Here is a 10122-nt window from a genome sequence, read left to right on the forward strand (position 1 = left end):
GCGCGGCCCAGGCGCCGATCGGCGCGGCGCAGCCCGCCTCGAGGCGGCCGAGCAGCGCGCGCTCGGCGATCACCGCGAGTCGGGTGGGCCGGTGGTCCAGGCGCGCCAGGGCGCGGGCCAGCGGCTCGTCAGGAGCGAGGTCGGCGCGCACCTCGACCGCGAGCGCCCMCTGGCCGGCGGCGGGCGCCATGACGTCGGGAGCGAACACCTCGGTGACCGCGTCGAGCCGCCCGAGCCGGGCCAGGCCGGCCCGCGCGAGCACGACGGCGTCCAGGTCTCCGGTGCCGCTGCGCGCGCCGGCCACGCGGCCGAGCCGGGTGTCGACGTTGCCCCGGATGTCGACCACGACGAGGTCGGGACGGGCCGCGAGCAGCTGCGCCGCGCGTCGCGGGGACCCGGTGCCGACGACGGCGCCGGGGGGCAGCGCGTCGAGGGACAGACCGTCCCGGGCGCAGAGGGCGTCGGCGGGGTCCTCGCGCGGCGGGACCGCGCCGAGCCGCAGCCCGTCCGGGTCGCCCGTCGGCAGGTCCTTGAGCGAGTGGACCGCCACGTCGCAGCGGCCGTCGAGCAGCGCGTCGCGCAGGGCGGTCACGAAGACGCCCGTCCCGCCCAGACTCTGCAGCGACCCCGTCAGGCGGTCGCCGTCGGTCCGGACGTGGACGGTCTCGAGGGTGAGGTCGCCGCCCCCGAGGCGGGCGAGGGCGTCGACGACGTGGCCGGTCTGCGTGAGCGCGAGCGCGCTCGCGCGCGTCCCGACCCGCACGTGCTGAGGCATGCCGTCAGTGTCCCTCTCAACTCGGGGGATGTCGAAGCGCGGGGAAAGCGACGCGGAAAGAGCAATAGCGTGTGACGCGGTGCTGACAGGCTGTCAGCAAATAACGCAGATAATGTGACGCGCGACATTCTTGCACCGTTTGCCGACGCGTTGTCAGAAAGTGCGCGACCTATTCCCTAGAGGACGGAGCGCGCGGCCGCGCGGGCGTCGGGGACCACCGACGCGAGCCCGTTGCCGGCCACCCACGCCCCGCAGACCGCGAGCCCCTCGCGCTCGGCCACCGCGTCCCGGACCGCGCGCACGACGCCCTGGTGCKCCGCGCTCGGCCGCGGGAGCGCCTGCGACCACCGGGCGACGGCGTGGCCGAGCAGCTGGTCGCGGCGCAGCGGCGTGCCCAGCAGCACCGTCGCGTCCGCCAGGGCGGCGCCGACGAGCTCGTCGTCCGCGCGAGCGTCGTCGGGATCGCCCGCGCGCCCGTACGACAGCCGCACGACGTGCCGCCCCGGACCGGCGGCCTCCGCCAGCCAGCCCCACTTCGCCGTCGCGTGCGTGAGCGCCTTCGCCGCGACGTCGGTGGCCTCCGCGGCGACGAGGACGCCGGTGCCGCGGGGGGCGTCGTCGAGGCCCGGGGCGTCCAGGACGAGGGTCACCAGCGTGACCGCCGCGCCGGGATCGGGCGCACCGACCCCCGACAGGCCCAGCAGGTCGACGGCCGACGGGGTCGCGAGGACGAGCCGCGGGGCGGTGTCGTCGCCGGTCGTCCAGCCGTCAGGCCCGTCGGCCACGCCCCGGACCGGGACACCCGTGCGCACCTCGCCGCCGTGCGCCTCGAGGTCCGCGACCAGCGCCTCCACCAGCACGTGCATGCCGCCGTCGATGCCCTGCACGGCCGAGCCGGCGGGCGCCGACGCGCGCAGCGACCGGACCGCGCGGGCGAGGGAACCGCGCTCGCGGTGGAGCGCGTCGACCAGCCCCGGCGCGACGGCGCCGACCGCGAGATCGTCGGGATCCGCCGCGTGCACGCCGCCGACGACCGGCCGCACCAGCCGGTCCAGCACCCGCGCGCCCATCCGCCGGCGGACCAGCGCCCCCAGCGTCGGCTCGTCGCCGGCCGGCAGCAGGAGATCGAGGCTCGCCCGCGCGGCGCCGGCCAGGCCGAGCGTGCGGCGGACGTCCGCCGCCCAGGGGTGCGCGGGGATGCCCAGCAGGCCGGTCCGGGGCAGCGGCCCGTCGCCGTGCGGGAGGTGGACCCACGAGCCGCGGGGCTCGGGCGTCCGCACGCGGTCCGTGAGGCCCAGCTCGTCGAGCAGCGCGGCGACCGTGCCGCCGCGCGTGGCGAACGACTCGGCGCCGGCGTCGAGCCGCAGGCCCGCCACCGTGTGCCCCGCGACCGCGCCGCCCGGGACGTCTCGGGCCTCGAGCACCAGCGTCCGGAGCTCCTCGTGGGCGAGCTCGCGGGCCGCGACCAGGCCCGCGACACCGCCGCCGACGACGATCGCGTCCCAGGCGGTCATCAGAGCTGGTGCACCAGCTCGGCCACGCGGGTCAGGACGGCGGGGTCGGTCTCCGGCGGCACGCCGTGGCCCAGGTTCACCACGTGGCCGGGCGCGGCCGAGCCTCGCGCGACGACGTCGCGGACGTGCGCCTCCAGCACGGGCCAGGGCGCGGCCAGCAGCGCCGGGTCGATGTTGCCCTGCAGCGGCGTGGTGCCGCCGAGCCGGCGGTTGGCCTCGTCGAGCGGGAGCCGGTAGTCGACGCCGATGACGTCCGCGCCGACGTCGCGCATGGCGCCCAGCAGCTCGCTGGTCCCGGTGCCGAAGTGGACCTTGCGCACGTCCAGGTCGGCGACGTGGCTCAGCGCGCGGGCGGACGCGGGGGCGACGTGCGCGGTGTAGTCGGCGAGCCCGAGCGAGCCGGCCCACGAGTCGAACAGCTGCGTCGCGCTCGCGCCGGCCAGCACCTGCGCCCGCAGGAACGCGCCGGTGACGTCCGCCGCCCACTCGGTGAGGGCGGTCCACGTGGCCGGGTCGGCGTGCATGAGCGTGCGCGCGGCCAGGTGGTCGCGCGACGGGCCGCCCTCGACCAGGTAGGCGGCGAGCGTGAACGGGGCGCCGGCGAAGCCGATGAGGGGCGTCTCGCCCAGCGCGTCGACGGTCAGCGCGACGCCGTCGGCGACGGGCCGCAGCGCCTCCGGGGTCAGCGGGCCGAGGTCGCGCAGCCGGGCGACGTCGTCCGCGGTCCGGACGGCCGACCCCATGACCGGTCCGACGCCGGGCTTGATCTCCACGTCGACGCCCGCGAGCTTGAGGGGCACGACGATGTCCGAGAAGAAGATCGCCGCGTCGACGTCGTGCCGGCGCACCGGCTGCAGGGTGATCTCGCTGGCCAGCGCCGGGTCCAGGCACGCGTCGAGCATGGCGGTGCCGGCGCGCGCCGCGCGGTACTCCGGCAGCGACCGGCCTGCCTGTCGCATGAACCACACCGGGCGGCGTTCGGGCTGCTCCCCGGAATACGCACGGACCAGCGAAGAATTCTTCGTGCGGCCGACGGCGAGGGGGTGCGCGGAAGGAAGGTTCACGTGCCCGATTGTGCCGGACAATTGTCGAGATGATTAACTCGGGACGTGGTGCTGCTGTCCCTCGCTGCCAGCCACCACGACCTCGACCTCGATGTGCTCGAACGTCTCTCCTCGGACGTGCAGGCTGTCGCGTCCGAGCTCGTGGGCTCGCCGGCGCACAGGTTCGTCTCCGGTGCCGTCGTCCTGGCGACGTGCAACCGGTTCGAGCTGTACCTCGAGGTCGACGACGCCGAGCACGCCCCGTCCGCCCGCGCCGCGGCCGCGCAGGCCGTCGCCGGCCGCTCGGGCTACACGGAGGACCAGGTCGACGCCCACCTGCGCGTCCGCACCGGCACCGACGCGGCCGAGCACCTCTTCGCCGTGGCCAGCGGCCTGGACTCGATGGTGGTCGGCGAGCGCGAGATCGCCGGGCAGGTGCGCCGGGCGCTGACCACCGCGCGCCGCGACCGCACCACGACGTCGGGCCTGGAGTCGCTGTTCCAGGCGGCCTCGCGCGTCTCGCGGCTGGTCGAGAGCCGGACGGGCCTGGGCGCGACCGGCCGCTCGGTCGTGGGCGTCGCGCTCGACATCGCCGAGCGCGACCTGCCCGACTGGCCGTCCGTCCGGTGCGTGCTCATCGGCACCGGCTCCTACGCGGGCGCCTCGCTGGCCGCGCTCAAGGCCCGCGGGGCCGGCGACATCCGCGTCTACTCCGCGTCCGGCCGCGCCGGTGCGTTCGCCGCGGCCCGCGGGGTGCGGGCCCTTCCGTCGTCGGCCGACCTCGCCGCGGAGGTGTCCGACGTCGACCTCGTGGTCGCGTGCAGCGGCGCCGCCGGCGCGGTCCTCGGTGTCGACGCCCTGGCCGCGGCCCGCGCCTCGTCGTCGCGCTCGCTGACCGTGGTGGACCTGGCCCTGCGGCACGACGTGGACCCCGGCGTGCGCTCGCTGCCGGGCGTCCGCCTGGTCAGCCTGCACACCGTGGCCGAGCATGCCCCCGCCGAGCACGCCGCCGTCCAGGCCGCCCACGACGTCGTCACGACCGCCGCCGAGGCCTACGAGGCGGACCGCCGCGTGCGCGACTGGAACCCCGCGGTCGTCGCGGAGCGCACGCGCGTGCTCGGTGGCCTGGAGGCGGGCCTGAGCGCGCTGACGGAGCGGGACGAGCGCGCCGAGCGGGCCCTGCGCCGCCGCACCCGCGCCGCGCTGCACGCCCCGACGGTCCGCGCCCGCGAGGCCGCCCGCGCGGGGGACGCGACGACGTACGCGGCCGCCCTGGCGGAGCTGGCGGCGATCCCGGTGCCGGCGCTGGTGGCCGACGCGCGCTGAGCGCGCGAGCTGTCGAACGGACGAGCGTGCCGGGCCTGGACGGGGGGGAGGGCCAGGCCCGGCACGCGTCCCGTGAGGATCACGACGCCGTTGGCGTGATCCTGGTTCGGGAACCCTCGGACGGTGCGCTCAGGAGCGCACCACCTGCTGCTGCGCGGACGCGGCAGGTCCGGGGGCCCAGGTGTGGGGAACCACCTGGTTGGTCTGGATGTCGGTGAGCTCGGCGGCGTAGACGATGCCCTCGTAGACGCCGGCCTCGACCCGGGTCAGGTGCAGGCGCTCGGCGCGCTCGATGTCGTCGCCCAGGTGCGAGATTCGGGCGACCACGTAGCGCTGCGCGTCCTGCCACTGGTCCACCACGCGGACGTGGAGGCCGTTCCAGCGGGCCGTGAGGTCGAGCTCGAACAGCTCGGTGACGTCCTCGCGGGCGACCCGCCGGTACCAGCGGCCCGAGGGCGACTGGTGGAAGCCCGTCTCGGCGAGCGGCGGGTTCGCCAGGGCGAGCACGACCGTGTGGCCGCCGTCGACCACGTCGGCCTCGAGGTAGGCACCGTGCCACTTGGCGACGGGACCCACGCAGCGCGACAGGGACGCGAGCGACGGGCGGGGTGCGCCCAGCTGCGTCACCGTCCAGCCGGCGCCGACGTCCCCGTAGCGGGCCAGCAGCGTCGAGGTGCCGTTGTCGTAGATGCGGACGAGCTCGGCGCCCGGGGGGATCCGCGAGTGGCGGAGCCACCACAGCGGGAGGATGTACCCGGGGACGTCGCGGTACTGCAGCTGCGGCGACGACTCGAAGCGGAGCACGTCGATCGAGCGGTCGTACGGGCTGAACGGCGAGCTCTCGTACCCCAGTCCATGCACCTCGAACAGCTGTGCCGGGGTGGTCGCGAAAGCGACGTCCTCGGCACGTACCACGTATCCCGCCAGGCGGTCATGGCCCGCGGTGAGGTGAGCGCGGGTGAGCGCTGGCGTGATCGCCTTCTGCATGAGCGTCACGATGGGCATCCTTGCCAGGAAGAATCGGGTGAACCGGATCTTTCAGACCGGTCGGTGCACGATTGTGCAGGCCCTATAGGGCACCTGTCCAGGAGCGACCACTCGAAAGTATGAAATTGCAGGTCAGAACCCATGAGAGCGGTACCGTCGAAGCGGTTCCGCTTCTGCCTGGCGGCCGGCAGAAGATGGCGTCCGCGCGACGTCCGTTCACCCGTTCGGAGCAGCGCGAGTGGACGCTCGTCGGCGGTCGGGTGTAACCGGCCTGGTCAGGGCTCCAGGTACGCGACGAGCGAGTCCGCGAGCCCGGTGTACGACGCCGGAGTCAGTGCCGCGAGGCGCGCGGCGACGTCGTCCGGGAGCCCGAGGCCCCCGATGAACTCGCGCATGTCGGCGGCGGTCAGCCGGCGACCCCGCGTGAGCTCCTTGAGCCGCTCGTACGGGTTCTCCATGCCGGTGACGCCGGCGACGGACGCGGCGCGCATCGCGGACTGGACGGGCTCGCCCAGCACCTCCCAGTTCTCGTCGAGCTCGCGGGCCAGCAGGGCCGTGTCGACGGACAGCGCGCGCAGGCCGCGGGCCACGTTGTCGATGGCGAGCAGCGAGTGCCCGAAGGCCGGGCCGATGTTGCGCTGCGTCGTGGAGTCGGTGAGGTCGCGCTGCAGGCGGCTGGTGACCAGCGTGCTGGCCAGGGTGTCCAGCAGGGCGCTCGAGAGCTCGAGGTTGGCCTCGGCGTTCTCGAACCGGATCGGGTTGACCTTGTGCGGCATGGTCGAGCTGCCCGTCGCACCCGCCACCGGGATCTGGATGAAGACGCCGCGGGAGATGTACGTCCACACGTCGGTGGCCAGGTTGTGCAGCACGCGGTTGAACCGGGCGACGTCGGCGTAGAGCTCGGCCTGCCAGTCGTGCGACTCGATCTGCGTGGTGAGCGGGTTCCAGGTCAGGCCCAGGTGCTCGACGAACGCCTTGCTGACGGCCGGCCAGTCCGCACCGGGCACCGCGACGACGTGCGCGCCGTACGTGCCGGTGGCGCCGTTGAGCTTGCCCAGGTACTCGTCGGACGCGATCCGCCGCAGCTGCCGCCGCAGCCGGTGCGCGAGGACGGCGAGCTCCTTGCCGAGCGTCGTCGGCGTCGCCGGCTGCCCGTGCGTCAGGGCGAGCATCGGCTGGTCCCGCAGCTCGTGCGCGAGCGCGGCGACCTGGTCGACGAGCGCCCCCGCGGCCGGTGCCCAGACCTCCTGCACGGCGCCGCGGACCATCAGCGCGTACGACAGGTTGTTGATGTCCTCGCTGGTGCACGCGAAGTGGACCAGCTCGCCCACCTGGTGCAGCGCGGAGCCCTCGGGGGCAGCGCTGAGCCGGCTCTTGAGGAAGTACTCGACGGCCTTGACGTCGTGCACGGTGATCTTCTCGATGGCCGCCAGCTCGGCGACCTCGTCGGGACCGAAGGTGGCGACGACGGCGCGCAGGTAGGCGACGTCCTCGTCGGTCAGGCGCGGCGCGCCGGGGACGACGGCGTTCGTCGTCAGGTGGATCAGCCACTCGACCTCGACGTGCACCCGCTCGCGGTTCAGGGCGGCCTCGCTCAGGTGGTCCACCAGCGGCGCGACCGCAGCGCGGTAGCGACCGTCGAGCGGGCCGAGGGCGATGGGCGGCGTGACGTCTGCGAGGCTGACACGGGAAGGCATGCCCGCATCATCCCAGGGGGCGCGCGGTCACGTGCAGGCGTCTCGTCGGTCCGGGCTCAGTAGCCTGTGCGAACCGGCGGTGGCCGTCGGGCGGGGGACGACGAGGAGCCAGGTGGCGACGCAGGCACGCAGGCCGGGGGCGGTGCTGCTGGTCGGCGCGTTCGTCGCCGTGGCCGTGCTCGGCGCGGCGCTCGCGGGGCCGTTCCGCCTCTGGCAGCGGGACAACGGCGGCGCGGCCTTCGAGATCCCCTCGTTCGCCCCGCCCGTGGCCACCAGCACGCCGCTGCCGGCGGAGACCCCCCTCGACGAGGTGCGGCTGCCGATGGTCGCCCAGCGGTGGATCTACCTGGTGGTCATCGCGGTCCTCGGCGTCCTGCTCGTGATCGCGGTGGCCGTGCTGGTCAAGCGGGTCCGGGCCCTGCGGGAACGGCGGGCGCCGTACGACGTCGACGAGGCGACGCCCGACGTGGAGCTGTCGGGCGAGGTGCTCGACAGCGCGACGCCGGCCCTGCGCGAGGGCGTCCGGCGGGCCACCCAGGTGCTCGAGGACGAGGTGCCGCCGGGCGACGCGGTGATCGCGGCGTGGGTGGCGCTGGAGGCGTCTGCGGAGCGCAGCGGGCTGCTGCGGGACCGGGCCCAGACGGCGACCGAGTTCACGGTCGAGGTCCTCGACGCCACGCGCGCCGACCCCGGCGCCACCCGCGCGCTGCTCGAGCTGTACCTCGCCGCTCGGTACTCCGAGCACGTGCTCACGGCGGCCGACGTCGCCGCCGCCCGGTCGAGCCTCGCGGCGATCGCGGACGACCTCGGACGGCGGGGGGCCGACGCATGAGGCTGGAGTGGCGCCCGGTCGTCGGGCTGCTCGTCGGCGTCCTCGCCGCGTGGGCCGCCGGTCTGAGCCTGCGGACCGCCCTGCTGCTCGGGCTGTTCGTCGCGGCCGGCGTCCTGCTGTTCACGCGCCTCGACGGGACGCCGGACCCGGGCTGGGACCGCGAGCGCTCCGCGCGCCGGCACGGTGCACGCGGCGAGGTGCAGGACCTCGCGTGGGCGATGGTGGGGCGGGACGGACGCATCGGCGAGCGGGTGCTGCGGCGGCTGCGCGAGGTCGCCGGCCGCCGGCTCGCGCGGCACGGGCTGTCGCTCGCCGACCCCGAGACGGAGCGCCTGCTGGGCACGCGCGCCGTCCGCACGCTCACCCGCACCACGTCGCCGCTGCCGACCGTCGCGGACGTCCGGTACACCCTCGACGTGCTCGACCGCCTCGGACCGAGGCGACGCACCACCGCCGACGACGACACCGACGACGACCCCGGGAGCCCCGCACCATGACCGAGCAGCCCACCCCTCTGACCGTCGCGCAGGTCGCGGACCGCGGGAGCGCGGTGCTCGACGAGGTCGCGACGCTCGTCGTCGGCATGCACGAGCCCCTGAAGATCGCGCTCGCCGCGGTGCTCGGCGGCGGGCATGTGCTGTTCGAGGACGTCCCCGGCCTGGGCAAGACGCTCGCCGCGCGCAGCCTGGCCACCGCGCTCGGGCTGACGTTCCGGCGCGTCCAGTGCACGCCCGACCTGCTGCCGTCCGACATCACGGGCTCGAGCGTGTTCGACCCCGGGACCGCCTCGTTTGCCTTCCGGCCGGGACCCGTGTTCGCGGGGCTGCTGCTCGCCGACGAGATCAACCGGACCGCCCCGAAGACGCAGTCGGCCCTGCTGGAGGCGATGGCCGAGCGCCAGGTCACCGTCGACGGCACGACGTACCCGCTGCCGGACCCGTTCCACGTGGTCGCCACCTCCAACCCCGTGGAGTACGAGGGCACCTACCCGCTGCCCGAGGCGCAGCTCGACCGGTTCATGGTCCGCATCGCCGTCGGCTACCCCGACCGCGACGGTGAGGTCGACGTCTTGTCGCGGCGGCTGGCCCGCCGGCAGGAGGTGGGCACCGTGCGGACGGTCGTCGACGCGGCCACGCTGCGCGCGATGCAGGCCGGCGTCGAGGGCGTCACGGTCGAGGGCGACATCCTGCGGTACTGCGTGGACCTCGCCGCGGCGACCCGCGCGCACGACGCGGTCGAGGTCGGCGCCTCGCCCCGCGGGTCGCAGGCGCTCGTGCTCGTCGCGCGCTCCATGGCGGTGCTCTCCGGACGGGACTTCGTGACCCCGGAGGACGTCAAGGCCGTCGCCGTCCCCGCGCTCGCGCACCGGCTGTCGCTCACCCCGCAGGCCTGGGCGACCGGGACCGCGCCCCAGGGCGTCGTCACGGACGTGCTGAAGCGGGTGGCGGGCCCGACGACGGCGCGCCGCACATGACCTGGGTGCGCACGCGGGCGACGGCCGCCGGCGTCGTCGTCGGCGTCGTCCTCCTCGTCGTCGGTGCGCTGCTCGGGCGGCCCGACGTCGCGGTCCTCGGCGCGGCGCCGCTGGTGGCCGGCGTGTGGGACTGGCGGCGTCGGCCCGCGCTGCAGCCGAGCGTGCGCCTCGAGCCGTCGGCCGCGCCGGTCGACGCGGGGAGCCTGCGGGCGGAGGTGGCCGTGGAGTCGCCCGGCACCGCGCTGGTGGGCGTCCGGCGGGGCGTGCGCGAGCTCACCGAGGCCTGGGTGCTCGTCGACGGGTCGCGGACGCTCCCGCTCGTCGTGCACACCGTCCGGACCGGGCCGCAGGAGGTCGCGTTCGTCGACGTGCAGGGCGTCGGGCCCGGTGCCGCCAGCGTGTCCGAGCCGGCGCCGGCCGTGTCGCGCACGGCGCTGGTGCTGCCCGCGCCGCGCCCGCTCGGCGACCTGCCCC

9 protein-coding genes and 1 pseudogene are annotated in these 10122 nt (G+C 75.6%); 5 read left to right on the plus strand and 5 right to left on the minus strand.

The window, feature by feature from the left end; genetic code table 11:
• The 3 genes from hemC to hemE form a co-directional block, all read right to left on the minus strand.
• The coding region (gene hemC / locus AC1DQC_RS19405; RefSeq protein WP_477052872.1) for a hydroxymethylbilane synthase at window positions 1-775 on the minus strand (775 nt) is incomplete at its 3' end.
• Window positions 776-951: 176 nt separating this feature from the next.
• Window positions 952-2289, minus strand: coding sequence for a protoporphyrinogen/coproporphyrinogen oxidase (locus AC1DQC_RS19410; RefSeq protein ID WP_477052873.1), 1338 nt, complete (start codon window positions 2287-2289; stop codon window positions 952-954).
• On the minus strand, window positions 2289-3353 hold the full coding sequence (gene hemE, locus AC1DQC_RS19415) for a uroporphyrinogen decarboxylase (RefSeq protein ID WP_477052874.1): 1065 nt from the start codon (window positions 3351-3353) through the stop codon (window positions 2289-2291). Before hemE ends, AC1DQC_RS19410 begins: the two co-directional genes overlap by 1 nt.
• Window positions 3354-3398: 45 nt before the next feature.
• Between hemE and AC1DQC_RS19420 the strand changes: the two genes are divergently transcribed.
• Window positions 3399-4658, plus strand: a complete 1260-nt coding sequence (locus AC1DQC_RS19420; RefSeq protein ID WP_477052875.1) for a glutamyl-tRNA reductase — start codon at window positions 3399-3401, stop codon at window positions 4656-4658.
• 129 nt (window positions 4659-4787) lie between these two features.
• Here AC1DQC_RS19420 and AC1DQC_RS19425 read toward each other — a convergent pair whose 3' ends face one another.
• The gene (locus tag AC1DQC_RS19425) at window positions 4788-5663 is read right to left on the minus strand and encodes a hypothetical protein (RefSeq protein ID WP_477052876.1); all 876 of its coding nucleotides are present in this window, start codon (window positions 5661-5663) and stop codon (window positions 4788-4790) included.
• Window positions 5664-5920: 257 nt separating this feature from the next.
• Window positions 5921-7342: an adenylosuccinate lyase gene (purB, locus tag AC1DQC_RS19430; RefSeq protein ID WP_477052877.1), complete on the minus strand. Its 1422-nt coding sequence runs from the start codon at window positions 7340-7342 to the stop codon at window positions 5921-5923.
• Window positions 7343-7454: 112 nt separating this feature from the next.
• Between purB and AC1DQC_RS19435 the strand changes: the two genes are divergently transcribed.
• From AC1DQC_RS19435 to AC1DQC_RS19450, 4 genes and pseudogenes are all read left to right on the plus strand, one after another.
• Window positions 7455-8174 carry a DUF4129 domain-containing protein gene (locus AC1DQC_RS19435; RefSeq protein WP_477052878.1) on the plus strand — a complete coding sequence of 240 codons (720 nt, stop codon included), beginning with the start codon at window positions 7455-7457 and terminating at the stop codon, window positions 8172-8174.
• The gene (locus AC1DQC_RS19440; RefSeq protein WP_477052879.1) at window positions 8171-8671 is read left to right on the plus strand and encodes a hypothetical protein; all 501 of its coding nucleotides are present in this window, start codon (window positions 8171-8173) and stop codon (window positions 8669-8671) included. The genes AC1DQC_RS19435 and AC1DQC_RS19440 overlap by 4 nt, the downstream gene beginning before the upstream one ends.
• Window positions 8668-9648: an AAA family ATPase gene (locus AC1DQC_RS19445; protein WP_477052880.1), complete on the plus strand. Its 981-nt coding sequence runs from the start codon at window positions 8668-8670 to the stop codon at window positions 9646-9648. The genes AC1DQC_RS19440 and AC1DQC_RS19445 overlap by 4 nt, the downstream gene beginning before the upstream one ends.
• A pseudogene (locus AC1DQC_RS19450) lies at window positions 9645-10122 on the plus strand (DUF58 domain-containing protein); the annotation flags it as partial. The gene AC1DQC_RS19445 and the pseudogene AC1DQC_RS19450, both read left to right, overlap by 4 nt.

It is taken from the genome of Cellulomonas sp. P4_H12 (genome assembly GCF_056400905.1).